The sequence below is a fragment of the Acinetobacter sp. ME22 genome, from assembly GCF_022012315.1.
In the GTDB taxonomy this organism is placed as follows: domain Bacteria; phylum Pseudomonadota; class Gammaproteobacteria; order Pseudomonadales; family Moraxellaceae; genus Acinetobacter; species Acinetobacter brisouii_A.
In genome coordinates this window covers 144,435-168,273 of record NZ_JAKLTL010000007.1, presented here as the reverse complement: position 1 = coordinate 168,273, position 23,839 = coordinate 144,435, and the positions used below count along the sequence as shown (strand labels likewise).

The window sequence follows — 23,839 nt, the reverse complement described above, 5'->3', positions numbered from 1 at the left end:
AAAACACGCAAATAATTATGCTGTTAATTCATTTACCGCAGCAACAACTGCATCGGTAGTGATACCGAAGTGTTTAAACAAGTCTTTTGCTGGCGCTGATTCACCATAAGTTGTCATACCGATGACCTTGCCGTCCAATCCAACAAACTTCCACCAGTAGTCAACATGTGCAGCTTCAACCGCAACACGCGCACGAATTGCCGCAGGAAGTACCGCTTCACGGTAAGCAGCATCTTGCTTCATGAATTCTTCAGCACATGGCATAGACACGACACGCACGCCTTCAAGTTGTGCATATGCATCCATTGCTAAAGCAACTTCTGAACCTGTTGCAATAATGATGGCTTTCAACTCGCCTTTTTCTTCAGCAAGCACATAACCACCTTTCGCAGCATTTTCAATTTGTGCAGCAGTACGTGTTTGGAATGCCAAGTTTTGACGTGAAAGAATCAATGCTGTTGGGCCGTCTTTACGAACCAATGCAGATTTCCAAGCAATCGCTGTTTCAATCGTGTCAGCAGGACGCCATGTATTGAGGTTTGGTGTACCACGTAAAGATGCGATTTGTTCGATTGGTTGATGTGTTGGACCATCTTCACCCAAACCGATAGAGTCATGCGTATAAACATGAATTACACGTTGTTTCATCAGTGCAGACATACGAACTGCATTACGCGCATATTCCATAAACATCAAGAATGTTGCAACGTAAGGAATGAAACCACCATGCAACGCAACACCGTTTGCAATTGCAGTCATGCCGAACTCACGTACACCATAATGCACGTAGTTACCCGCTGGATTGTCTTGTACGCCTTGGCAACCTTTCCAAAGTGTCAAGTTAGAACCTGCCAAGTCAGCAGAACCACCTAGAAGTTCTGGCAGCAATGGACCAAAAGCTTGTAATGTGTTTTGGCTCGCTTTACGTGTTGCAATCGTTTCTGCTTTTTCATTGGTTTGAGCAATGAATGCATCCGCTTGTGCCAAGAATTCAGCAGGCAAATCACCTTCAATACGACGAAGCAATTCTGCTGCTTCTGTTGGATATTTTGCTTGATACGCTGCAAATACAGTATTCCAAGCGGCTTCAGCTTCAGAACCTTTGGCTTTTGCATCCCAAGCGGCATAGATATCAGCAGGAATTTCAAACGCAGCTTCTGTCCAGCCTAAAGCTTGACGAGTCAATGCAATTTCATCATTACCGAGTGGCGCACCGTGGCAATCTTCTTTACCTTGTTTGTTTGGTGAACCTAAACCAATAATGGTTTTACAGATAATCAGCGTTGGTTTATTGGTTTCAGCTTTCGCTTCAACCGTTGCCTGACGAATTGCAGCAGCGTCGTGACCGTCGACACGTAGAACTTGCCAACCGTAAGCTTTGAAGCGTTGTTCTGTATCGTCAGAGAACCAGCCTTCAACTTCACCATCAATTGAAATGCCGTTGTCATCGTAATATGCAATCAATTTACCCAGTTGTAAGGTACCTGCCAAAGAACATACTTCATGAGAAATACCTTCCATTAAGCAGCCATCGCCCAAGAAACAGTAAGTGAAGTGATCAACAACGGTTAAATCATCTTTGTTGAATTGAGCAGCTAAAGTTTTTTCTGCTAGCGCGAAACCAACCGCATTGGCAATCCCTTGACCCAAAGGACCCGTTGTCGTTTCAACACCTGGTGCATAACCAAATTCAGGGTGACCCGGTGTGCGTGAGTGCAACTGACGGAATTGTTTTAAATCTTCAATTGAAAGATCGTAACCTGTTAAATGTAGCAACGCATAATGCAACATAGAACCATGACCATTTGACAATACAAAACGGTCGCGGTTCGCCCATTGTGGGTTTGTTGGATTGTGATTTAAAAATTCACGCCAAACAACATCAGCGATATCTGCCATCCCCATTGGCGCACCAGGATGCCCTGAATTGGCTTGTTGCACTGCATCCATTGCAAGTACACGGATTGCATTTGCAATTCGACGTTCATTTAAAGGGGTTGTCATAGGTCAAAATCTCAAAATCGAATGTTTAAAGAAAAATAGGTGAATACTATATTCAAGACCCGACTATTGTCTTAAAAAAATGAAGATGGGTAAAGCCTATTGCCGATGATTTAAACAAATCCTGTAAAATTCTTTAGTGATTCACTCAGATTACATACAATCGCTTAAAAACCCTGTTTATTCATTCAGCAGCTATAGATTGCTGTATTTATTCTAAAATCATAATTTCCTAAATATTTTCAAATAACTTATCAGTTTTCTAAATGCTGAATATCAGTAAAAAGAAAGCTATTTTGCAAGAAATTTATTCAATTTAATCAGGTTTCTCTAGTCGTATCGTGCTAGGCGAGGTAACATATCGCGTCGTTAAATTTACTGTGATAGGACTTTCATGCGCGAGTACGCTGTTTTTACTTCGGAATCTGTAAGCGAAGGTCATCCAGATAAAATGGCTGACCAAATCAGTGATGCTATTTTGGATGCAATTTTAAGAGAAGACCCATACGCACGGGTTGCTTGTGAAACATTAGTAAAAACGGGTGCAGTTGTTCTTGCGGGTGAAATCACAACCACTGCCAATGTCGATGTTGAAGCAATTGTTCGTAAAACTGTAAACGGTATCGGTTACCACCATTCAGACCTTGGTTTTGATGGTTCAACGTGTGCCGTGATCAACATGATTGGTAAACAGTCTCCTGAAATTGCACAAGGTGTTGACCGCCAAAAACCTGAAGATCAAGGTGCGGGTGACCAAGGCTTAATGTTTGGTTATGCCAGCCGCGAAACTGATGTGCTTATGCCTGCACCGATTTCTTATGCTCACCGTTTAATGGAACGTCAGGCAGAATTACGTCGTGACGGCACACTGCCTTGGTTACGTCCAGATGCGAAAAGCCAAGTCACATTTGCTTATGAAAATGGCAAACCTGTTCGTTTAGATGCAGTTGTACTTTCAACTCAACACGATCCTGAGATTTCACAAGCCAACTTAAAAGAAGCTGTGATCGAAGAAATCGTGAAAAAAATCATTCCTGCTGAAATGTTCCATGCGGGCACCAAATTCCACATCAACCCAACAGGTATGTTTGTAATCGGTGGCCCTGTAGGTGACTGTGGTTTGACGGGTCGTAAAATTATTGTGGATACTTACGGTGGTATGGCGCGTCACGGTGGCGGTGCTTTCTCTGGTAAAGACCCATCTAAAGTTGACCGTTCTGCGGCATATGCGGGTCGTTATGTGGCAAAAAATATTGTTGCGGCAGGTTTGGCTGAAAAATGTGAAATTCAAGTGAGTTATGCCATTGGCGTTGCAGAACCAACTTCAATTTCAATCAATACATTCAATACTGCAAAAGTAGATGATGAATTGATCATTGCTTTGGTTCGTGAGCACTTTGACTTACGTCCATACGGTATCACCAACATGTTGAACTTGATTCAACCAATGTACAAGCAAACAGCTGCTTATGGTCACTTTGGTCGCCAAGGTTCTGACACTGCATTTACATGGGAAAAAACGGACAAAGCTGAAGCACTTCGTCAAGCTGCTGGTTTATAAGCTCAAATCATTTAGATTTCCTCAAAATAGCTCGCTTCATGCGGGCTATTTTTTTAATTTAATGACTGACTTTTCCCTGAGCTGAGCAAGTCTGTAATAGTTTTTGGTGCCCCCTCATCTGTTGGATGATGCTTTAAATAGAGCTTTCCAAAAGTTACCCCAATTGCAATCACAAGGCATGCAACGCAACAAAAAAACCAAAAGCCAAATGGGCTACGAATATGATGTGAGCCACACTTTGGGCAGGTTGTATCAGAAGCCAACACAACCTGATTACAACAAGCACAACGATATTGGTACATCATACCCATCTCCTTTGTCTTACATGAAGTCACAATGACAGATCATTTTTTGATCTTAATCACAGAATAAACTTGCATCAAGACATTTCAATGACTTTTCCGAGTAAAATACTTGGCATTATTTACACGCTGTATTTTTCTCTAACAGCATACAAGAGATCGAATTAACCCTAGTGTTTAACCTATTGTCTGTTTTAAAATAACTTCCCCAAATACCAAGTCGCTTTTTTATATGGAAAAACTCATCATGAAGGGTGGATTTCGTGAACGTGCGAATCGCCAGCGCAAATACCAAAACTCCGAAAATCAACAAACTACACTGCAACCACATCGTTACAGCACGCAAGGTACAACGATCACAAGTCAACCTTCAGTAGAAATACCTACAGAGCATAAAAAATCTGAGCAATAAAAAACCGAATCTTATGATTCGGTTCTTGTTATCAGGTACTCGACCTACTTAATTTTTTTTCACATCTTTCATTTCAATCTTTTGACGATCAGGATTCACCTCACGTGCTTCACCATCAATCACACTTGAATCTCGTGAACTACCTTGATAATTCTGCATATCCTGCATTTGACGCATCAAATCAGCAAATGGATTTTGAGCACCACCTTGCTCTGCGCCCATCATACCACCCATCATTTTATTCATCATCGCCTGCTGACGTTTTGCCATAGCAGACATCAGTGCATTCACCAACAGTTTTTGTATAGGTGGTAAGACCAAAAGCACAGCAATTACATCGCTAATCAGACCAGGAATCATCAACAAAATACCTGCAATCAATAAAGCAATTTTACGCATCACAACAGGATCATTACTCAACTGACCTGTCATTTGTAATTGCTGTAATTGCGGCATAATTGTTGCAGCACTTGAACGTAACAGCTTAAAACCAATCACAAAGGCGATAATAAACCAAAAAAACACATACCATCCGCTAATGAAATGTGCCACACCAATCCATACCGCAACTTCAAGTATTGCACCTATTAGCACAGCCAGTATTAAGTTCATGAAATTTTAATTCATCCTTTCAAAGTCAATCAAGTTTGTTGCATTTAAATCTACTTTAAAAGATATGGGCACTGTTTTATTTTTAAAGTGCTATGCGCTGATAATCGTTCATTTTTATAAAAAACTCGCATCTTAATACGAGTTTTTTGCTTCGATAAAATACTCAACTGATCTCAAATCATTTAGCAGCGACCTTTCTTGGCTTGTCCTGGCGGGCAAAAACCACCCTCGTCACCATGATGTGAATGATCAGGATCAAGCACCACACTTCCCGCTGGGGTATACACTGCGCACGCTGACAATGACATACTCAAGACAACACCAAGTGCTAAAAATATACGTTTCATACAAATATCCTTTCATATTCTATCCACATATAATCTAATATTTATTGATCATCATTCGTATTATTTTGTGAGTTTTCTATACCTTTAGCAGATTCAGGCTATTTCAAACCGATCTGACCGCACAAGTTGCAGATGAAAACATCTATAATAAGAAATGTTGATATAACACAGTAAAGACAATGGCATTAATTATTGGGATCGATCCCGGCTCTCGCCTGACAGGTTATGGCATTATTGAGCATCAAGGCAGTCAGCTTAAATTTATCGATGCAGGGACGATTCGTACAGAAACCCAAGAAATGCCTGAGCGCCTTAAACGGATTTTTGCAGGGATTGAACGAATCGTAAAATTTCATGGTCCAACCGAAGCTGCGGTTGAACAAGTCTTTATGGCGCAAAACCCTGACTCAGCACTCAAACTTGGACAGGCACGTGGTGCAGCCATTGCTGCATTGGTGAATCTTGACCTGAAAGTTGCCGAATATACTGCCCGACAAATCAAACAGTCTGTGGTTGGTTATGGTGCTGCCGACAAAGAACAAGTGCAAATGATGGTCATGAAACTGTTAAAACTTGAGATTCAACCACAAGCTGATGCTGCCGATGCTCTTGCTGCGGCAATCTGCCATGCGCACGCATCAGGCAGCATGAGTAAACTTGCGGTATTAAATGCATTAGGGGGCATGGCGCGCGGACGTAGCCGTTATAGCTCACGCCGCCGCTAAAGATTTAAAATCAATTTGCATTCACAACCTGATAAACAGCTTGTGGCATGTGAGATGCTTGAATCCCTCGCATGCCCTGCTCAGCCAAGAGATCTCCTGCTTGAGCATGTAAAGTCACAACTTGATGCAAGGCGATCTCTTGATGCAATTGTGCTTTTAATCCTGCAACCATCCCTGCTAAAGTATCGCCCATTCCACCTGTTCCCATACCTGCATTACCTGCGGTACATACCCAAAGTTGCTGATTTTCCAGAATCAGACTGCCTGAGCCTTTGAGCACCCATTGCCCTGAAAATTTGGCAGCAAGCGCATGAATTGCAGCCACGCGATCTTGCTCAATCTCATGACTGGTGCATCCCAATAATCGAGCGGCTTCTCCCGAATGCGGAGTCAAATAAACATTTTCAGAAAATTGCACAGCTTGTTCTGCAAGAAACCATAAAGCATCTGCATCGAGTACAACTTCTAAATGTGAATGCTGCAAGATGGGTGATAACCATGTATTAAATGCTTGTTTTGACCAATCATCCCGTCCAAGCCCCATCCCAAAACACACAGCATCAACTGCCTGTAGCATTTCTTCAATCAACTCTGGCGTAAAAGTTTCGATATTTCGCACCATGACATTGGGTGAACGTGCCAGTATCGCAGCATGATGTCGCTGATGACAAATCACACTCACCTTTCCCACTCCGACTGCAAAAGCTGCCTCGGCTGCCATAATCACAGCACCGCCCATATCCGCATGACCACCAATCACCAACACATGACCATAACTGCCTTTATGTCCAAAGGCTTGACGAGGTGGTAAAGAAATTGTGGTTGGGGATAGTCGTGCTAATGCCTTTAACTCAGTATCTTGAGGAATCAGTGAAATAAGCTGAATCTGTCCTGAAAATTCTTTACCTTGCCCTGTAAAGAGTCCTATTTTATAACCTAATGCTGTTAAGGTCAGATCTGCTTTAATCGCGCAAGGCAATGGTTGACCTGTATTAGCGTGTAACCCACTTGGAATATCAATACTGATTTTAAGCCCAGTAGATTGATTAAACTGCTGAATGATTTGCTGCCAATCTTGATCCAGTTCACGGTTTAAACCAATCCCAAATAAAGCATCAATATGAGCATCATACTGATCTACAATATTAAAATGTGGATATAAATGATCAATCTTATCTTTTGAATACTCAAAGGCTTGTTGTAATGCAGCGGAACTACCACGTTCAGCCGCATAGACATCCACCTGATAACCCTGCTCAGCCAAATAAGCCGCAATAAAATAACCATCTCCTGCGTTATTGCCCGTCCCACACCAGACTGCAATACGTTTTACCGATTTTGGAGATTCTGAAAAATATTCAATGAGTTTTAAATGACTCTGCCATGCAACCTGTTTCATTAAACCCAATGCGCTATTATTCTGAGCAAACCAACGCTGCTCCCATGCTTGAATTTCACGGCTATGGTACACTTGCTGCTGCATGTCTATTCCCCCTTGTTGTTATGCCGTCCACCATACCACTTCAACAATTTGATCCACAAGAATTAAAAGCATGGATTAAGACCGAGGCTTTAGTGCTTGGTTTTGCGGATTGTGTGATCGCAAAACCCACTCGCCAAGACAAAGAAATGCCACGTTTCTTGAAATATCTGGACAGTGGCTATCATGGGGATATGCATTATTTAAAAGATAATTTAGACAAACGTGCCGATCCGACCTTACTGGTTCCTGGGACGCAAAGCATTATCTGTGTACGAATGAACTATTTGGTGGAAACACCAAAACCTCGCTATGTGCCTTTTGCACCCAATAGCGCCATTATTGCCCGTTATGCGCGTGGACGTGACTATCACAAAGTCATGCGCGGTCGGCTTAAAACTTTAGCGCAAAAAATCCGTGAGCGTGTCGGTGACTTTGAAGTCCGTCCCTTTGCAGATTCTGCCCCGATTTTTGAAAAAGCCATCCATGAAAGTGCGGGTATGGGTTGGACAGGTAAACATACGCTCCTTATTCAGAAAAAATCAGGTTCTTTCTTTGTATTGGGTGAATTATTCACATCACTTGATTTGCCTGCTGACCCACCGACAACAGCGCATTGTGGTTCATGTTCAGCCTGCATCGACATTTGTCCAACGCAAGCCATTGTTGAACCTTATATGCTCGATGCACGTCGTTGTATTGCCTATTTAACCATTGAGTACAAAGGCATTATTCCTGAAGAATTCCGCGAAGGCATTGGTAACCGTATTTTTGGTTGCGATGACTGCCAATTGATTTGCCCTTGGAACAGTTTTGCTAAAATTACCCCGATTGAAGACTTTCACCCTCGGCATGGACTTGATCAGGCTTCATTACTTGATCTATGGGCATGGGATGAAGCGACATTTTTACACTCTACTGAAGGCAGTCCAATTCGACGTACAGGATTTCAAAGTTTCAAGCGTAATGTTGCGATTGGTTTAGGTAATGCACCTTATCATGCTGAAATTATTCAGGCTTTAGAACATGGTAAAATGTTGCACGATGAGATTGTAAATACACATGTCGACTGGGCGATTCAACAACAGCTGAAAAAAGCAAATTCAGAGCAACTTTATTAATCGCTATACATAGTGCTAATTCAATCAGAACAATCAGACCGATTAAATTTTGATTCAAACTTCAAAATTACGCTACTAAGTCTCAGGTTTTTGCAGCGATCTTGCAATTCAGCAGTTTAATTTAACAAAAGATAGGCAAACAAATATTTAGACATATTTTGGAAAGTTTTGCCCTGTTGTTTTTAATTGAACAAGTTAATATCATGCTATTAACTTGATGCACAATAGGGCGATTATGCACGTGAGAAACGATTGGACTCGTGAAGAAATCCAAAAGCTATATGACCAACCTTTTCTAGATTTGGTATTTGAAGCGCAGCGTGTTCACCGCGAGCATTTTCCAGCAAATACCATTCAAGTCAGTACTTTACTTTCAATTAAAACAGGTAAATGTCCTGAAGACTGTAAATACTGCTCTCAGTCTGCACACTACGATTCTAAATTAGAAGCTGAAAAGCGTATTGCAGTTGAAAAAGTCATTTCTGAAGCAAAAGAAGCAAAAGAAGCAGGTTCTTCACGTTTTTGTATGGGTGCTGCATGGCGTAACCCACATGAGCGCGACATGCCTTATGTGTTAGAAATGGTCAAAGAAGTTAAAGCGCTTGGCATGGAAACCTGTATGACATTGGGCATGCTCAATCAGTCACAAGCTGAACGCTTACGAGATGCGGGTTTAGACTACTATAACCATAACCTTGACACCTCTCGCGAATACTATAGCAACATCATCAGTACACGTACTTTTGATGATCGTTTAAATACACTTGATCATGTGCGTAATGCAGGTTTAAAAGTGTGTAGTGGTGGTATTGTGGGCTTAGGCGAAGGGAAACAAGACCGTATTGGTTTACTACATGAATTGGCAACCCTACCACTTCACCCAGAATCTGTACCAATCAACATGCTTGTGCCAATTGAAGGTACCCCACTTGAAGAAGTTGAAAAACTTGAAGTGACTGAGTGGCTTCGCACGATTGCTGTTGCGCGTATTATTATGCCGAAAAGCTATATTCGTCTTTCAGCTGGTCGTGAATCACTTTCTGACACAGATCAAGCCATGGCATTTATGGCGGGTGCAAACTCACTATTCTCTGGTGAAAAGCTATTAACCACACCAAATGCTGGCGAAGGTCGCGACAAAGTCTTGTTTAATAAACTTGGACTAACCGCTGAAAAACCAAAACTGACTGCCGCACAACTCTCTGTCGATGCAATGGCTGAATCAGCTTAAGTTTAACTTCTGACTGATTCACATCAAAAAGGCGATTTATTTTAGTAAATCGCCTTTTTCTTTGATTTAAGATGTCACTAAAATTCCATATTTGGCGGTTAAATACATACCCGCACGGATCTGATCTATACCCGCTGCATGTGTCACGGTGAGTTGCTGATTTCGCACATCAAAATGCAACTCATCAAAACAATCCTGATGTTGTAATAGCCATGCAACTGTATCTACCACCTGCTCATCCACAATATAAGTTTCTGCCTGAAAATTTTTAGTCATTGATCCAAAATCTTAAATAAATACATCATATTATTTTAACGGATGATTCATATAACAAATCAAAATTATTTTCCAATAATCACAGACAAAAAAACACCATCCGTAAAGATGGTGTTGGAAAACTGGTCAAAACTTCAAAATATATTTAATAAACCTTTATTTTAAATATATTTTTTAATTTAAAATCTATAGCCATAAAAATAACATGGGTTTCTTATAAATACAATACGACCAAATATAAAAGTCTGATACTGAATATCTAAACCTATCATTTTAAAGTGCTTTTTATTGATAATTTTATCTAAAGATAAATTTATTTTTTTGTTTTATCTAAGAAATTTAATAACTAAAAGAGAGAATCATTTATCTTATATTTATATAAAACTATATTTTTTTAACAAAAACATAAATATAAACATTCAAATTATATTTTAAAAAAATCTAAGAAATCATTATATTAATACAATACTCTGCACATAGATTTTTCGACTGTTGCTTACTCATAAGCCAATTACAATAAAGCCGAGTCAATGAGTTGCTCGGCTTTATCTGTGTAAAAGAATATTAATAAATCGCCATATGATTGCGGTGAATCATTTCCAGAGAACGTGCTTCACCTAACACCTGAAACACCTTATCAGATGCTAAACCTTTCACAATCTCAGCAGAACGCGAGCTAAAATTGACACGCCCGACAGCAATACGACGGCCATCGGTGTCCACACATTCAACCACATCACCACGATCAAAATGCCCTTCAACTGCTTTTACACCGACAGGTAATAAACTGCGATGCTTAAGTGTAATCGCCTCAATAGCTCCCGCATCAATCACCAAACGACCTGCTGTTTGTAAATGTGCTGCAAGCCATTGCTGATGTGCCGTCATACGGTCATTATCAGTCACAAATAACGTGCCAAGCATTTCACCAGACATCAGCCGTGAAAGTACCAGATCACTATCACCACTTGCAATCAAAGTTGGGCAGCCTGATTTCGCTGCCAAACGTGCCGCACGAACTTTGGTGACCATGCCACCACGTCCAAGCAAACCACCGCCACCAGCCATTTCAAACAAGCTTTCATCAAGTGCACGCACACTCGATAAAAGTTTTGCATCTGGATTTGAACGTGGATCTGCATCAAACATGCCCTGCTGATCGGTCAAAATAATCAACAAATCAGCATGTACTTGACCCGCAACCATTGCCGCCAAAGTATCATTATCACCAAAACGAATTTCGTCTGTCGATACCGTGTCATTTTCATTGATGACTGGAATCACGTGCCATTCAATCAAGTGCTGCAAGGCATCACATGAATTTAAATAACGACGGCGATCAGCCAAGTCATCATGCGTTAACAACACTTGAGCTGTTTGTATCTGGTGTTTTTCGAGAACACTTGACCAAGTCTGAATCAAGCCCATCTGCCCAATAGCAGCACAGGCTTGTAGACTTGGCAAATCTGTGGGTCGTGCGGCAAGTTTCATACGTACCATGCCCTCTGCCACAGCGCCAGATGAAACCAAAATGATTTCATGCCCAGAACGATGCAAATCGGCAATTTGACTTGCCCAATGAGAAATTGCATCAAGATCCAAGCCCTGACCATTTGCTGTGAGTAAAGAAGAGCCGATTTTCACAACGATACGTTTACAGCCAGTTAGCTGACGTTGCCCATTCACCACTTCAATCATTATGTCCTCAGTCGTACTTAACGTACGTATATTACTTCTACTTCGTCGTCTTCATCATCATCGAAGTCATCATCGTCACCACCTAGACGCTGTGCTCTACGCATTGCACGATAAGCTTCTTTGGCAGCCAATGTCTGCTCACGTGTTTCAACTTCAAGCTGATCACGGAAGGCTTTCATTTCTGCTGCATATTCAGGATCTTCAACTTCACGCTCGCGCTGTTCTTCGATCTGATCCATCAAATAATACACAACATCTTTTGTGCCTTCTTCAAGCAATCCAGATGTTCTGAATACTGGACCTGTCCACTCTAACTCTGTCAAAATGTGCTGACACCATTCTTCACGGTTTTCTTCATCAATCTGATCAAGTTTATTGAGCACCAAAACCACAGGCAATTTAGACAAAGTTGGAGAGAATTTTTTCAATTCGCCCAAAATTGCTTTAGCATTATGCGCAGGGTCAGAACCATCAATCGGTTGTACGTCAACAATGTGCAACAAGATACGCGTACGTGCCAAATGTTTCAGGAAGCGAATCCCTAAACCTGCACCTTCTGCCGCACCTTCGATTAAGCCTGGAATGTCCGCCATAACAAATGAACGATGACGGTCAGCATCGACCACACCCAAGTTAGGTACCATTGTGGTAAATGGATAATCAGCAACTTTTGGTTTTGCTGCAGATACGGCACGAATAAAGGTTGATTTACCTGCGTTAGGCATACCGAGTAAGCCAACATCCGCAAGGACTTTCAACTCTAGACGAACTTCACGGAATTCGCCTTTAATCCCTGTGGTGAACTTACGCGGTGCACGGTTGGTTGATGATTTGAAATGTGTGTTTCCTAAACCACCATCACCACCTTGTGCGACAAGAACGCGTTGACCATCTTCAACCAAGTCACCAATAATATCGCCTGATTCAGTATCTACAATTGTTGTTCCTACAGGAACTTTTAAAATGACGTCGGGTGCGCCACGACCAGCACAGTTTGCGCCTGCACCATTTTTTCCACGTTCAGCGCGGAATTTACGGGTATAACGATAATCGACCAAGGTACTGGTATCGTTGTCAGCTTGAATATATACGCTGCCGCCACGACCACCATCACCACCATCTGGACCACCAAATGGGACAAATTTTTCACGGCGAAAACTGGCTACGCCATTGCCACCGTCGCCAGCCTCTACGGTAATGACTGCTTCATCAACAAAGCGCATTTGCCAATCCTCTAAAACTCTAAAACCGCCTATTCTGCCATATTTTAATAAATTTCTCGAATAGAAAAATGACACAATTGATTTTTATCGTTTCTACAGCTCAATTTTTCTTATGTTGAAGAATCAATTCAAGATTTTGTTCAATCCACACAACCAATTGCGTGATTTGCTGTGCCGCACTTTCTCCGAGTTCCGTGAGCTGATATTCAACACGTGGCGGCACTTCTGGATAGACCGTTCGAGTGACAAAACCATCTTTTTCCAAAGTTTTTAAGGTTTGTGTCAGCATTTTCTCACTGACACCATCAATCCGTTTTCTCAATTGACTAAAACGCTGTACACCTTCGCTCAGACAGCGCAACACTAAAACTGCCCATTTACTGGTGAGATGTTCCAAGATTTCCCGTGATGGACATTGGCTGGATAAAACATAACCAATTAAATTTTGTTCAGACTGTGTCATAGCGAAATTCTCACCTTTAGCTCATTAACTTACTTTTAGGTATGTACTTACTTTTAGTAAGTTTTGAATTTATGATTATAGCATACACTCAATTGCAGCACTTCATTCTGAGGAGATTAAAATGAAAATCGCAATTACAGGTGCAACAGGTCAGCTTGGACAATATGTTATTGAGTTTTTATTAAAGACAGAGAACGCTCAAAATATTGTGGCATTCGTCCGTGATCTTGATAAAGCACAGTCTTTAAAACAGCAAGGTATTGAAGTTCGTTATTTTAATTATGATGAACCTGAATCTTTAGCACCTGCACTTCAAGGCGTAGATAAATTACTGCTCATTTCAGCCAATGAAGTCGGTCGCCGCACACCACAGCATCAAGCTGTGATCGAAGCTGCCAAACAAGCGCAAGTGAAACATCTTGTTTATACCAGTTTATTAAATGCAACACATTCGCCCTTGTCTTTAGCCAAAGAACACCAAGAAACTGAAGCCTTAATCCAACACAGTGGTCTCAATTACACTTTCTTACGCAACAACTGGTACAATGAAAACTACCTAGCCACTTTGCCACAGATCATTGAGCAAGGGATTTTATATGGTGCAGCAGGTGAAGGGAAAATCAGTTCAGCTTCACGCCAAGATTATGCAAAAGCGGCAGCTAAAGTACTGACCAGTTCAGGACACGAACAAAAAATCTATGAATTGGCAGGCTCGGAGAGTTATACCCTTGCCGAACTCGCAGAAAGTATTAGCCAAATATCAGGAAAAACAATTCATTATCAAAACTTGACTACCCAAGAATATACAGATGCTTTACTTGCAGCAGGATTACCCGAAGGATTAGTTCATGTGCTTGTCGATGCTGATCTACAAGCTGCTCAAGGTGCTATGTATAGCGAGTCAAAAGATCTAGAAAATTTGATTGGTCACACCACAACATCTATTCAGACATTGATTCAGCAACAACTTGCATAAATCATGGCAATAAAAAACCCAGTCAGGTGACTGGGTTTTTCTATTTACCGAGCAACAAACTTATGCTTTTGTGCTTGGTACTTTTGGATAGCTCACGCCGCTCATTTGCTCAGCGATACGCAATACTTGGCAGCTATAACCTACTTCGTTGTCATACCAAACGTAAGCAGTTAAACGGTTACCAGATACGATAGTTGCTTGCGCATCGAAGATACCTGCACTACGTGAACCAATAAAGTCGCTTGAAACTACTTCAGTTGAGTTGGTATAGCCAATTTGACCTTGCAATGCTGAATTGATTGAAATTTGGCGAACATATTCGTTCACTTCATCACGATCAATTTCTTGATCTAGAGTTAAGTTCAAGATTGCCAAAGATACGTTTGGTGTAGGAACACGTACTGAGTTACCTGTCAATTTACCTTTCAATGCTGGCAATGCTTTCGCCACAGCTTTCGCCGCGCCAGTTTCGGTAATCACCATGTTCAAAGTTGCAGCACGACCACGACGATCTGCCTTGTGATAGTTATCAATCAAGTTTTGATCATTGGTAAATGAGTGAACAGTTTCAACATGACCATTCAATACTTTGTATTTGTCGTCCAACACTTTTAACAATGGAGTAATTGCGTTAGTCGTACAGCTTGCAGCAGAGATCAGTTTATCTTCATCTAAAATGTCTGCTTGGTTCACACCAAATACGACATTTTTCATTTCGCCTTTTGCTGGAGCAGTCAATACAACACGTGCAACGCCAGGGCATTTCAAGTGTTGAGCAAGACCATCCGCATCACGCCATTTACCTGTATTGTCAATTAACAATGCATTTTCAATACCATACTGAGTGTAATCAACTTCTGATGGGTTTGAAGCGTAAATCACTTTGATGAAGTTACCATTGGCAATAATCGCTTCATTTTCTTCATCTACAGAAATTGTGCCTGCAAAAGAACCATGAATTGAGTCACGGCGTAACAAAGAAGCACGCTTAGCCAAGTCACCGTCTGAAGTTTTACGAACAACAATCGCTTTAATGTTTAAACCACGACCAATACCTGTTTGCTCGATGATTAAACGTGCCAAAATACGACCAATACGACCAAAACCATAAAGCACAACATCTTTCGGTTCTACTTCAGCAGCACGACCATTGATGGCTTGTACAGCAGTCGCAACAAAAGCGTCAATATCGCCGCCTTTTTCTTTGTATTCAACAGCAAGTTTGCCAAGGTCTACTTCTGCAGAACCGATATTCTCGATTTTTGCCAACGCTTCTAAAATTGGGAAAGTATGAACAACTGACAACTCAACATCTACAATACGAGTACGACGGTGAGCTTTTAAAATTTGAATTACTGAACGGTTAACAAGTGCGCGACCATAAACAGAAGTTACAATATTTTTTTCACGGTATAATTTACCGATCAAAACGATCATTTGTTCTGCGATTTCTTCGCGGTTTTTCCAACGACCCTGATGTTCTGCATGTAGAGCGATAATCGTTTCTTTGCTCACAAGTACGTCCTCAATTTATAGAAGTGTTTATCGCGAGCAATTTTAAAGGAAAATAGCGAAGTTTGAAATTAAAATAACGATAGTATTATCATAAAAGGATTATACCATCGTCATATTTATAAAAAAATATAATACATTCATAAAAAAAATGAATATAAAACTCATCTAATTAGTTTATTTTTATTCATCTTTACGATGAGAAGCAGTACGTTCAGAGAATTTTTCAATATTGGTAATCAAAGCCTGACGTTTGCGTTGTTGATGATAAATATGCCACATTCCCTCTAAAACTAAAATACCCACAGCACACCAAATTGGAATATAGGTAAACCATTCTTCTGAGTGAATTTTTTCTCCTAAAATCACTGCTGAGATTGCAAGCAATACAGGTTCAAGATAACTCAGCAAACCAAATAGCACCATCGGTAAATAGCGACTCGCTAGAATATAACTCCCCAAGCCAATGGCACTTAGCACCCCAAGCCCAGTGACCGCAGCAATCAGATGCGGCTGTTCAAGAAAAGTGCTCCAAGGTAGTGTCCAAGTCTGAATAAAATAAATTGCCACAGGCAGCATCAAGACATTGTCCCACCAAAACCCGCCTAAATGATCTGTCTTGATAATCTTACGCAGAAAGAAATAAGCAGAATACCCTAGAGCAACCAGTAGCGTTTCCCATGCAATCGTGCCCATCCGCCAAATTTCATGCACAACGCCAAGTACTGCACACAGTACGGCAATTTTTTGAAACCAAGAGAGTTTTTCTTTATAAAACACGCTCCCAACCAAAACCAAAACTAATGGCAACAGGAAGTAGCCTAAAGAAACCTGCATGCCACGACCATGCATTGGTGCCCATAAAAACAACCATAATTGAACTGCTGCCAGTACCGAGGTCAACAGAAGCATCAAGAAAAACGCAGGCTTTTGTTTTACACGTTGGTACACTTGTTTAATCAGTTTGAGATCGCCACTCATCCACATAAACAGTGTCAAAAAAGGCAAAAGCGAAATCATTCGCCAACCAAAGGTTTGAGAGCCATCAAAAATTTTGAGAAACTGGCTGTAAAAATACAAAATACCAAACACTGTAGAGGCTAAAACAGAAAAAAATATGCCTTTAACCATCTACATCCCCACCCAACACACCACAAAAAAACATAAAATAACCAAATACTTTTCAAGCAAAAATCTGGGAGAGAGTATCGGTTAGATTTCACAAAAAATTTATACCAAATACTCAAAAATTCAGTGCTCGATTATAGCGAGATCTGGTTATTTTTTGTTAATTTTTAATTATTTTTTTGCGCCTGCACGGTGTAAATCAAATCATTGGTTCGATACCCTAAACTTTGTGCATATTTCAAGTATTCTTGTAAAACCTCATCCGATAAATGCGGCTCACGTGACAAGACCCACATATATTTTCGTTTCGGCTCACCAACCAACACCGTTTGGTAATTGGCATCTAGCTTTAAAATCCAGTAATCCCCTCGCCCGACTGGTAACCAGCGCAAAGATTCAGGTAAAAAACTCACGCGCAGCTTACTGTTATGTGGTGCATTGACCACATAGGCTTCGCCTTGAGCTTGCTCTATGTGCCCATCTTGATTGACACAACTATTTTCAACACTGACGTTACCATTGACATTTAAGGTATAAACTGCCTGTACATTTTTAACGCATTGCTTTTGAAAATACATCGGCTTACGGGCAATTTCATACCAGACACCGAGATACTTGCCTAAGTCAACTTGTGCAATCGTTGGCATCGGTTTTTGAGCATGGGCAGTTGCCCACACCCCTGCACCAAGAATCACACTCAGCAAGGTCAGTTTTTTAAGCCATGATTTTGTTTTTTGTTTCTTATTCACTTGTTACTATCCTCTTGATCCTTATCAAGGATTTATCAAAAACATAACGATTATTTCATGCCTGCACTGTAAGAATTCTGTAAATAACCTACAGAATTAAGTGTGCTTTTAAACGAAGCATTTCATCACGCAACCTTGCAGCCTGTTCAAACTGCAATTCTTTCGAGGCTTTGAGCATTTCTTTTTCAAGTTTCATTAAATGCTTGGTCAGCAATTTCGGATCTGCAATTAAATGCTGCTCATCTGCACTCAAGCTCTGTAGCTGTTGATACTGTTGCTCAGCAGGTTCATCCGCAATGACTTCACCTGTATCAATTTCCTTAATAATTTGACGCACCGCACTGCGTGGTGTAATTCCATGTTGCTGATTAAATTCAATTTGCTTATTACGACGACGATCTGTTTCATCAATGGCTTTTTGCATAGAATCCGTCACGCGGTCAGCATATAAAATCGCTTTACCTTTTAAATGCCGTGCTGCCCGACCAATGGTTTGAATCAGTGAACGCTCAGAACGTAAAAAACCTTCTTTGTCGGCATCTAAAATTGCGACCAGTGATACTTCTGGCATATCCAGACCTTCACGCAACAGGTTAATACCGACCAAAACATCATGCACACCTGTCCGTAGTTCATGGATGATTTTGACCCGTTCAACGGTATCAATATCCGAATGCAAATACGCAACCTTGATGCCATATTCTTTTAAATATGAGGTCAGATCTTCCGCCATACGTTTAGTCAATGTCGTGACTAAAACACGCTCATTGAGTTGTTTACGGATATTAATTTCTGAGAGGACATCATCGACCTGCGTCAATACAGGTCGAATTTCAATTTCAGGGTCAATCAAACCTGTCGGGCGTACCACCTGCTCGACCACTTGTTCTGAATGCTCAAGTTCATATTGTGCTGGGGTTGCGGTCACAAAAATCGTGGCGGGAACAATGCGTTCCCATTCCTCAAATTTCATCGGTCGGTTATCTAGCGCACTCGGCAAGCGAAAGCCATAATTGACCAAGTTTTCTTTACGCGAACGATCCCCTTTATACATCGCACCGATTTGCGGTACGGTCACATGCGATTCATCAATCAACAGCAATGCATCTTCAGGAATATAATCAAATAAAGTGGGTGGTGCTTCCCCAGAAGGGCGACCCGACAAATGCCGTGAGTAGTTTTCAATGCCGTTGGTATAGCCCAGTTGCTGCATCATTTCCAGATCATAGCGCGTGCGCTGTTCAATCCGCTGTGCTTCGAGCAATTTGTCATTATTTTTAAAAAACTCGATTTGCTGCTTGAGTTCGGTTTTAATCGTGCCGATTGCGCGCTGTAGATTATCTTGTGGTGTCACATAATGACTTTTTGGATAAATCGTCACGCGTGGGACTTTACGCAGCATTTTTCCAGTTAAAGGATCAAACCAGCGAATTGAATCCACTTCATCATCAAACAATTCGATACGAATGGCTTGCTGATCCGATTCCGCAGGGAAAATATCAATAATCTCACCACGAATGCGATAGGTTCCTCGCACAAACTCCAGTTCGTTACGACTATATTGCATTTCCACCAGACGGCGGATAATTTCATCGCGATGGATCACATCGCCTTCCACCACATGCAGCAGCATTTGCATATAGGCATTGGGATCACCCAAACCATAAATTGCCGATACCGATGCCACAATAATCGCATCACGGCGTTCTAATAAGGCGCGGGTGGCCGACAGACGCATCTGATCAATATGGTCGTTAATTGCCGCATCTTTTTCGATAAAAGTATCTGAAGATGGCACATAGGCTTCTGGCTGATAGTAATCGTAATAACTGACAAAATACTCAACGGCATTGTTTGGGAAAAATGCTTTAAATTCGCCATAAAGCTGAGCTGCAAGGGTTTTATTGTGCGCCATGACAATGGTTGGTCGCTGTAATTGAGCAATGACATTGGCCATGGTGTAGGTTTTCCCTGAGCCCGTCACACCAAGCAACAACTGATGCTTAAGTCCATTTTCAACACCTGTGACCAGTTTTTCAATCGCTTGCGGCTGATCGCCTGCTGGGGAATATTGGGTGACCAAATCAAAAGGCTGATGACTCACTGGCTTCTCTCATTTTTCATTTATTTAGATAAATTGGACTGAACACAGATTATTCAAGTATTTTTTACTTGACCGCTTTACCAATCAACTGCAACATTGCACACAAGATCATGGCAAAAAACACAACGACGATGACTTATCAGTATCATGATGAAAGCATAATTAAGAGCTTACCTGAAGACACGATGTTTGTGTTTGGAAGCAACCTTGCAGGTCAACACAATGACGGCGCTGCACGGATTGCACAATTATTTTTTGGTGCAATGACAGGTGTCGGACGCGGCTGGTCAGGTCAGAGCTTTGCCATTCCAACGCTGAATGAACATTTACAACAAATGCCAATTTCTCAAATTGCGCATTATATTGAAGATTTTAAAATCTATACACAAAACCATCTTAGCACTAAATATTTTATTACAGCGCTGGGCTGTGGTATTGCGGGCTATCAGATTTCTGACATTGCACCATTGTTTCAGGGTATTTCTTGTAATGTGATTTTCCCTGAATCATTCCGTCCTTATGTCGAAAAAAATGCAGCACGTTTATTTCCAAACCTGACCAGTAAATTGCTGCATAGCATTTTTAGTCCTGAGGTGATTTTAGCTGAAGACTATACCGAAGCCATTAAACAAACTTCACTGAATAAAGAACAACGCCAAATCGCACTGAAAGTTCTAGAACAGAAAATGTATCCAGAAGACCAGTATGGTCGCAGTCGTGAATATGAAATTGAAGATATTCTCAAACAGATTAATGACAAGGTTTTTCAGTTACCTGCCCATTCCGATGAAAGCTATATTTATGGCGGAGTGATTCTTGCCTTGATGGAACTTTACGATTTCAACGAACAAGATTTTATCCGTGTTTGGAATGCTGAAATTGAAATTAAACATCCGATTAAACGCCATCACTAACTCAATCGATTACTACTTTTAGTCCATTTTTGGGGTAGGTTTTATATGCCACATTTTGATTCTTCAATTTTTGATTTAGCACCTATTCCCATGTGGCTTGAAGATTTTAGTGAGGTCAAACTTCAGTTTGATCAGTGGCGTGCTGATGGTGTTGAAGATCTGGTCAGTTTTTTACAAGAAGATATACAGCGTGTTGTTGCTTCAACCCACAAAATCAAAATTATCAAAGTCAATCAAAAAACTTTAGAGGTCTTTGAAGCCAAAGATCAAGACCATCTTTGCGAGAATCTTTCCAAAATTTTCAAGGAAGATATGCTTGGCACACATATTTTTGAACTGGCTGCCTTATGGGAAGGAAAAAACGAATTTTCCAGTACAGGTGTCAATTATACCTTGTCAGGTAAGCGACTCGACGTACAACTGCGCGCCTCTGTACTTCCCGGTTTTGAGCAGGACTTAGCTCGGGTATTAATCACGACTGAAGACATTACCACCTATCAAGATGCTCAGCGACTCGAAGCCAAAAACCGTATTTTGGCAGAATCCATGTTTAATTATTCACCTGCATCTCTGTGGGTTGAAGATTTCAGCAGAATTAAACGCCGCCTAGACCAAATTCGTCAGTTGGGTATTGAAGATTTCCGCACTTTTTTAGATGTTCACCCTGATTTTGTTCAACAGTGTACCGAAGACATTATCCTGCTCGATGTCAACCAAGCCACATTGACTCTATTTAAAGCACCCGATAAACCAACTTTATTTAAAAATCTCAATAAAGTGTTTATGCAGGAAATGCACAATACCTTTCGCGAGCAACTGATTGAACTTTGGAAAGGTAACATTCACCATCAACGCGAAGCGGTGAATTATGCGCTTGATGGTTCAATTCGTAATGTTTTACTACAATTCACGGTTTTTCCAGGTTATGAACATGACTGGGGAATGGTTCAAGTTGCACTGACGGATATTACCGCACGTAAAAAAGCCGAAAATTATTTGGAATATCTCGGCAAGCATGATGTCCTGACCAAGCTGTACAATCGCTCATTTTATACTGAAGAAATTAACCGCTTAGAGCGTAGTTTTATTCGACCTGTATCTTGTATTTTCCTCGATATGAATGGCTTAAAACAAACCAATGATGAATTGGGTCATGACATCGGTGATGGTTTGTTGCGCCGTGTTGGAGCTGTACTGAACCAAGTGATTTTAAATACGCCTTATACAGCTTCTCGTGTCGGTGGAGATGAATTTGTCATTTTAATGCCTTCCGCTGATGAAGTCGCAACGCTATCCGTTCTACAAACCATTCAAGAATTGTTTAATATCGACAACCAGTATTACTCCAGTCAGCCAATTAGTATTTCAATTGGACATGCGACAAGCCAACCCAATGAAAGCATTGAAGCTTTATTAAAACGTGCAGATAACGACATGTATATCAAAAAGAAAAATCACTATGCTGCTCTGAATTGAGCCATTTAGCCAGCAAAGTTGCTGGCTTTTTTGTGGCAAAAACTGCCCATATGAATGACTTAGGATTACACTATCGGCATTGTCTTCATCATCATAAAAAAGGAAAGCAAATGAGCACCCAACAGCAAGTGGTTGAGCGTTGTCGAGTATTTTTGACTGAGCAGCAAATTGCCATAGGCGAAGCCATCAACATTCGCCACTATACCGACTGGAGCAACTACAAGCGCATTCAACCTTATGCCGTGCTCTTTCCGAAAAATACCGAACAAGTTAGTCAGATTCTTTCGATTTGTAATGAATTCAAACAAGCCGTTGTTCCTCAAGGTGGCATGACAGGCGTTGCGGGTGCAGGTATTGCCGATACCGATGAAATCGTGATTGCACTTGATAAAATGAATAAAATTGAAGAAATTGATCAATATTCATCAACCATGACTGTGCAAGCGGGCATTACACTCGAAGAAGTGCAAAATGCAGCAAAACAAGCCGAGTTGTTTTTTCCTGTCGATGTAGGGGGGCGAGGTTCTTGCCAAATTGGTGGAAATATTGCGACGAATGCAGGCGGACTTTCGGTGATTCGTTATGGCATGATGCGAGAGCATGTACTGGGCATGGAAGTGGTTCTTGCCGATGGGCGCGTGCTTAATCTCATGAATAAAATGATCAAGAATAATGCCGCTTACGACTTAAAACAAAATTTTATTGGTTCCGAAGGCACTTTAGGGATTGTCACTCGTGCAGTTCTCAAATTATCTCCACCACCCAGTGCATTAACGACTTGTTTATGTGCCTTCCCTGATTTTTTATCTGCCGTTCATTTACTTCGTCGCATACAAAAGAATTTAATCACACCGAATGCTTTTGAGGTGATGTGGGATCAATACTATCAACTCAGTCTGTCATGGATGCAAAACAGCCAGAACCCACTGAGTCAGGCTTATCCTGTCTATGCGGTATTTGATGTCGAAGCGCCTGCTGAGGATTTAGAAAATTTATTGGCTGAAATGTTTGAAACAGGTGAAGCTTTAGATGCTGTGATTGCACAAAATCAGACACAAGCACAGCAACTCTGGCTGATTCGGGAAACGGTTCCTGCTGAAATTTCAAGTACAGGTCGTCCCCTATGTTTTGATGTGAGCTTACCGATTGGCGAATTGGGTGAGTTTAAAGAAGTCTGTCAGGCACGTTTAGACCAACATTTTCCAAATCTAGTGAGTCTGTTCTTCGGGCATATTGGTGACAGCAATATGCACATTATTTTTGACTTAAAAGATTTGTCAGAAGATCAGCTTGAATCTGTCATTCACGCAATTGATGAAATCGTCTATGGCGTAGTCCGCGAGTTTAAAGGTTGTATTTCTGCAGAACATGGTATTGGTTTACTGAAACGTGATTATTTGCATTATTCAGTCGATGCAAATGCGCTCGACATAATGCAACAACTCAAACAACTGTTTGATCCCAATATGATTTTAAATCCACATAAAATTTTTAAATAAAACCCAAGAGATAAAAAAGCACGTCAAAT

The 23,839-nt window shown here is 41.0% G+C and carries 22 protein-coding genes; 9 read left to right on the top strand and 13 right to left on the bottom strand.

The genetic code is table 11. The annotated features are described in order from the left end of the window. Nucleotides 1-15: 15 nt before the first annotated feature. The gene (tkt, locus tag LVY74_RS11585) at nucleotides 16-2,004 is read right to left on the bottom strand and encodes a transketolase (protein WP_237815189.1); all 1,989 of its coding nucleotides are present in this window, start codon (nucleotides 2,002-2,004) and stop codon (nucleotides 16-18) included. Between the two features lie 391 nt (nucleotides 2,005-2,395). On the opposite strand from tkt, the gene metK reads away from it, so the two are divergent. Continuing rightward, nucleotides 2,396-3,562, top strand: coding sequence for a methionine adenosyltransferase (metK, locus tag LVY74_RS11580; RefSeq protein WP_151777366.1), 1,167 nt, complete (start codon nucleotides 2,396-2,398; stop codon nucleotides 3,560-3,562). A 53-nt stretch (nucleotides 3,563-3,615) separates the two neighbouring features. Here metK and LVY74_RS11575 read toward each other — a convergent pair whose 3' ends face one another. After that, complete coding sequence (locus LVY74_RS11575) at nucleotides 3,616-3,867, bottom strand: hypothetical protein (protein WP_237815188.1); 252 nt, start codon at nucleotides 3,865-3,867, stop codon at nucleotides 3,616-3,618. Between the two features lie 229 nt (nucleotides 3,868-4,096). Between LVY74_RS11575 and LVY74_RS11570 the strand changes: the two genes are divergently transcribed. Beyond that, nucleotides 4,097-4,276, top strand: coding sequence for a hypothetical protein (locus LVY74_RS11570; RefSeq protein ID WP_151709931.1), 180 nt, complete (start codon nucleotides 4,097-4,099; stop codon nucleotides 4,274-4,276). 48 nt (nucleotides 4,277-4,324) lie between these two features. Here LVY74_RS11570 and LVY74_RS11565 read toward each other — a convergent pair whose 3' ends face one another. Both LVY74_RS11565 and LVY74_RS11560 read right to left on the bottom strand, forming a co-directional pair. Further along, entirely contained in the window at nucleotides 4,325-4,888 is a 564-nt protein-coding gene (locus LVY74_RS11565) for an FxsA family protein (RefSeq protein WP_237815187.1), read from the bottom strand. Nucleotides 4,889-5,070: 182 nt separating this feature from the next. Then, nucleotides 5,071-5,235, bottom strand: coding sequence for a hypothetical protein (locus LVY74_RS11560; protein WP_237815186.1), 165 nt, complete (start codon nucleotides 5,233-5,235; stop codon nucleotides 5,071-5,073). 179 nt (nucleotides 5,236-5,414) lie between these two features. On the opposite strand from LVY74_RS11560, the gene ruvC reads away from it, so the two are divergent. After that, a complete protein-coding gene (gene ruvC / locus LVY74_RS11555) occupies nucleotides 5,415-5,960 on the top strand; it encodes a crossover junction endodeoxyribonuclease RuvC (RefSeq protein WP_151709933.1) in 546 nt (181 codons plus the stop codon). Nucleotides 5,961-5,970: 10 nt separating this feature from the next. On the opposite strand, the gene LVY74_RS11550 is transcribed toward ruvC, so the two are convergent. Next, nucleotides 5,971-7,443 carry an NAD(P)H-hydrate dehydratase gene (locus tag LVY74_RS11550; RefSeq protein ID WP_237815185.1) on the bottom strand — a complete coding sequence of 491 codons (1,473 nt, stop codon included), beginning with the start codon at nucleotides 7,441-7,443 and terminating at the stop codon, nucleotides 5,971-5,973. A 20-nt stretch (nucleotides 7,444-7,463) separates the two neighbouring features. Between LVY74_RS11550 and queG the strand changes: the two genes are divergently transcribed. Both queG and bioB read left to right on the top strand, forming a co-directional pair. Next, nucleotides 7,464-8,561 (top strand): tRNA epoxyqueuosine(34) reductase QueG, encoded by a 1,098-nt coding sequence (gene queG / locus LVY74_RS11545; protein ID WP_237815230.1) that lies wholly within the window; start codon nucleotides 7,464-7,466, stop codon nucleotides 8,559-8,561. 235 nt (nucleotides 8,562-8,796) lie between these two features. Next, the gene (bioB, locus tag LVY74_RS11540; protein WP_151709936.1) at nucleotides 8,797-9,792 is read left to right on the top strand and encodes a biotin synthase BioB; all 996 of its coding nucleotides are present in this window, start codon (nucleotides 8,797-8,799) and stop codon (nucleotides 9,790-9,792) included. Between the two features lie 66 nt (nucleotides 9,793-9,858). Here bioB and LVY74_RS11535 read toward each other — a convergent pair whose 3' ends face one another. From LVY74_RS11535 to LVY74_RS11520, 4 genes are all read right to left on the bottom strand, one after another. Beyond that, the gene (locus LVY74_RS11535) at nucleotides 9,859-10,068 is read right to left on the bottom strand and encodes a hypothetical protein (protein WP_237815184.1); all 210 of its coding nucleotides are present in this window, start codon (nucleotides 10,066-10,068) and stop codon (nucleotides 9,859-9,861) included. Nucleotides 10,069-10,632: 564 nt separating this feature from the next. After that, nucleotides 10,633-11,766 (bottom strand): glutamate 5-kinase, encoded by a 1,134-nt coding sequence (gene proB / locus LVY74_RS11530; protein WP_237815183.1) that lies wholly within the window; start codon nucleotides 11,764-11,766, stop codon nucleotides 10,633-10,635. Between the two features lie 17 nt (nucleotides 11,767-11,783). After that, entirely contained in the window at nucleotides 11,784-12,989 is a 1,206-nt protein-coding gene (cgtA, locus tag LVY74_RS11525) for an Obg family GTPase CgtA (protein ID WP_237815182.1), read from the bottom strand. Nucleotides 12,990-13,089: 100 nt separating this feature from the next. Then, the gene (locus LVY74_RS11520) at nucleotides 13,090-13,452 is read right to left on the bottom strand and encodes a winged helix-turn-helix transcriptional regulator (protein ID WP_237815181.1); all 363 of its coding nucleotides are present in this window, start codon (nucleotides 13,450-13,452) and stop codon (nucleotides 13,090-13,092) included. A gap of 121 nt (nucleotides 13,453-13,573) precedes the next feature. On the opposite strand from LVY74_RS11520, the gene LVY74_RS11515 reads away from it, so the two are divergent. After that, nucleotides 13,574-14,428 carry an SDR family oxidoreductase gene (locus LVY74_RS11515; RefSeq protein ID WP_237815180.1) on the top strand — a complete coding sequence of 285 codons (855 nt, stop codon included), beginning with the start codon at nucleotides 13,574-13,576 and terminating at the stop codon, nucleotides 14,426-14,428. A 60-nt stretch (nucleotides 14,429-14,488) separates the two neighbouring features. Here the strand turns inward: LVY74_RS11515 and LVY74_RS11510 are convergent, their stop codons facing one another. From LVY74_RS11510 to uvrB, 4 genes are all read right to left on the bottom strand, one after another. Beyond that, the gene (locus tag LVY74_RS11510; protein ID WP_237815179.1) at nucleotides 14,489-15,943 is read right to left on the bottom strand and encodes a glyceraldehyde-3-phosphate dehydrogenase; all 1,455 of its coding nucleotides are present in this window, start codon (nucleotides 15,941-15,943) and stop codon (nucleotides 14,489-14,491) included. Nucleotides 15,944-16,123: 180 nt separating this feature from the next. Continuing rightward, nucleotides 16,124-17,071 (bottom strand): EamA family transporter RarD, encoded by a 948-nt coding sequence (gene rarD, locus LVY74_RS11505; RefSeq protein WP_237815178.1) that lies wholly within the window; start codon nucleotides 17,069-17,071, stop codon nucleotides 16,124-16,126. 164 nt (nucleotides 17,072-17,235) lie between these two features. Then, nucleotides 17,236-17,817, bottom strand: coding sequence for a lipocalin family protein (locus tag LVY74_RS11500; protein ID WP_237815177.1), 582 nt, complete (start codon nucleotides 17,815-17,817; stop codon nucleotides 17,236-17,238). Between the two features lie 88 nt (nucleotides 17,818-17,905). After that, nucleotides 17,906-19,921, bottom strand: coding sequence for an excinuclease ABC subunit UvrB (gene uvrB / locus LVY74_RS11495; protein WP_237815176.1), 2,016 nt, complete (start codon nucleotides 19,919-19,921; stop codon nucleotides 17,906-17,908). 131 nt (nucleotides 19,922-20,052) lie between these two features. Between uvrB and LVY74_RS11490 the strand changes: the two genes are divergently transcribed. The 3 genes from LVY74_RS11490 to LVY74_RS11480 all read left to right on the top strand — a co-directional run bounded on the left by LVY74_RS11490 (nucleotide 20,053) and on the right by LVY74_RS11480 (nucleotide 23,810). After that, nucleotides 20,053-20,835 carry an A1S_2505 family phage non-structural protein gene (locus LVY74_RS11490; RefSeq protein ID WP_237815229.1) on the top strand — a complete coding sequence of 261 codons (783 nt, stop codon included), beginning with the start codon at nucleotides 20,053-20,055 and terminating at the stop codon, nucleotides 20,833-20,835. 45 nt (nucleotides 20,836-20,880) lie between these two features. Beyond that, a complete protein-coding gene (locus tag LVY74_RS11485) occupies nucleotides 20,881-22,311 on the top strand; it encodes a sensor domain-containing diguanylate cyclase (RefSeq protein ID WP_237815175.1) in 1,431 nt (476 codons plus the stop codon). Nucleotides 22,312-22,421: 110 nt separating this feature from the next. Continuing rightward, complete coding sequence (locus LVY74_RS11480; protein WP_237815174.1) at nucleotides 22,422-23,810, top strand: FAD-binding oxidoreductase; 1,389 nt, start codon at nucleotides 22,422-22,424, stop codon at nucleotides 23,808-23,810. Nucleotides 23,811-23,839: the final 29 nt, after the last annotated feature.

Bases quoted from the DNA above. Each gene is read 5' to 3' on its own strand.
- tkt (WP_237815189.1), bottom strand. From the start codon at position 2,004: ATGACAACCCCTTTAAATGAACGTCGAATTGCAAATGCAATCCGTGTA.
- metK (WP_151777366.1), top strand. From the start codon at position 2,396: ATGCGCGAGTACGCTGTTTTTACTTCGGAATCTGTAAGCGAAGGTCAT.
- LVY74_RS11575 (WP_237815188.1), bottom strand. From the start codon at position 3,867: ATGATGTACCAATATCGTTGTGCTTGTTGTAATCAGGTTGTGTTGGCT.
- LVY74_RS11570 (WP_151709931.1), top strand. From the start codon at position 4,097: ATGGAAAAACTCATCATGAAGGGTGGATTTCGTGAACGTGCGAATCGC.
- LVY74_RS11565 (WP_237815187.1), bottom strand. From the start codon at position 4,888: ATGAACTTAATACTGGCTGTGCTAATAGGTGCAATACTTGAAGTTGCG.
- LVY74_RS11560 (WP_237815186.1), bottom strand. From the start codon at position 5,235: ATGAAACGTATATTTTTAGCACTTGGTGTTGTCTTGAGTATGTCATTG.
- ruvC (WP_151709933.1), top strand. From the start codon at position 5,415: ATGGCATTAATTATTGGGATCGATCCCGGCTCTCGCCTGACAGGTTAT.
- LVY74_RS11550 (WP_237815185.1), bottom strand. From the start codon at position 7,443: ATGCAGCAGCAAGTGTACCATAGCCGTGAAATTCAAGCATGGGAGCAG.
- queG (WP_237815230.1), top strand. From the start codon at position 7,464: ATGCCGTCCACCATACCACTTCAACAATTTGATCCACAAGAATTAAAA.
- bioB (WP_151709936.1), top strand. From the start codon at position 8,797: ATGCACGTGAGAAACGATTGGACTCGTGAAGAAATCCAAAAGCTATAT.
- LVY74_RS11535 (WP_237815184.1), bottom strand. From the start codon at position 10,068: ATGACTAAAAATTTTCAGGCAGAAACTTATATTGTGGATGAGCAGGTG.
- proB (WP_237815183.1), bottom strand. From the start codon at position 11,766: ATGATTGAAGTGGTGAATGGGCAACGTCAGCTAACTGGCTGTAAACGT.
- cgtA (WP_237815182.1), bottom strand. From the start codon at position 12,989: ATGCGCTTTGTTGATGAAGCAGTCATTACCGTAGAGGCTGGCGACGGT.
- LVY74_RS11520 (WP_237815181.1), bottom strand. From the start codon at position 13,452: ATGACACAGTCTGAACAAAATTTAATTGGTTATGTTTTATCCAGCCAA.
- LVY74_RS11515 (WP_237815180.1), top strand. From the start codon at position 13,574: ATGAAAATCGCAATTACAGGTGCAACAGGTCAGCTTGGACAATATGTT.
- rarD (WP_237815178.1), bottom strand. From the start codon at position 17,071: ATGGTTAAAGGCATATTTTTTTCTGTTTTAGCCTCTACAGTGTTTGGT.
- LVY74_RS11490 (WP_237815229.1), top strand. From the start codon at position 20,053: ATGACTTATCAGTATCATGATGAAAGCATAATTAAGAGCTTACCTGAA.
- LVY74_RS11485 (WP_237815175.1), top strand. From the start codon at position 20,881: ATGCCACATTTTGATTCTTCAATTTTTGATTTAGCACCTATTCCCATG.
- LVY74_RS11480 (WP_237815174.1), top strand. From the start codon at position 22,422: ATGAGCACCCAACAGCAAGTGGTTGAGCGTTGTCGAGTATTTTTGACT.